Source organism: Vibrio bivalvicida (assembly GCF_001399455.2).
Taxonomy (GTDB): domain Bacteria; phylum Pseudomonadota; class Gammaproteobacteria; order Enterobacterales; family Vibrionaceae; genus Vibrio; species Vibrio bivalvicida.
Genome location: NZ_LLEI02000086.1, coordinates 1 through 730 on the forward strand (window position 1 = coordinate 1; position 730 = coordinate 730).

The 730-nt window shown below is 45.1% G+C and carries 1 pseudogene; it reads right to left on the reverse strand.

Annotated elements, in window-relative coordinates:
- Positions 1-466: 466 nt before the first annotated feature.
- Positions 467-730, reverse strand: a pseudogene (locus APB76_RS20810) (IS110 family transposase); the annotation flags it as partial.

Consider the following 730-nt stretch of genomic DNA (forward strand, 5'->3'; position numbering starts at 1 on the left):
TAACACATATGAGCCTTCTGCCTGTCAATAGGCAATAACATTCTGTTGGCTGCGTGAGCAGCCAATGCTCTTCGAACAACAAAGTTATCTACTTCGTTTTGTCATTTCGGTCATTAAGCATTGCTTACGACAAACACATATTGAGGATCTCTTATTGCGGTCTCGCCGCTGCCAACCATTATTGGTTGGGTCACTAGACATCTATCGGTTAACCCCAGCAGGCGCTATTCAAAAAAATGGTTAAACAGTTGTTTCCCAGTTATCTTCAGGCTCAGCCGAGGTGTAAGCAACTTTGCTGTTCGTTTGTATGCTATGGGTGCGCACCAATGAAGCGGCTAATCAAAGCAAGAGGGCTTGGACTACCTGACACAACTGACTTTTTCGGGCTTAAATCCCAGTAATTTTGAGTCAGTGACGTGTTCTCACTCAGCACCAGTTAGACGTTCAGCTCACTTCATTGTGCGACTTATTGGGGTAAAAATCGTTTCTCATCAAACACCGTTTTGTTCCTCAACATGAAGTAGACACACCTGCCTAATTTATGAGCCAGCGCCGACAGCGCTTTTGCTTTGCTCATGCGTTTTTGCAGGCGTTGAATGTATTTTTGGGCGGGTTCATTGCCCCTTAAATAAAGAACCGCGGCTTCCGAGAATGCCCATTTTAAGTGGGCGTTACCAATCTTGTTGCCGTTGGTTCCTTTTTGTTTGCCTGCTGATTCGGCTTTGCATTT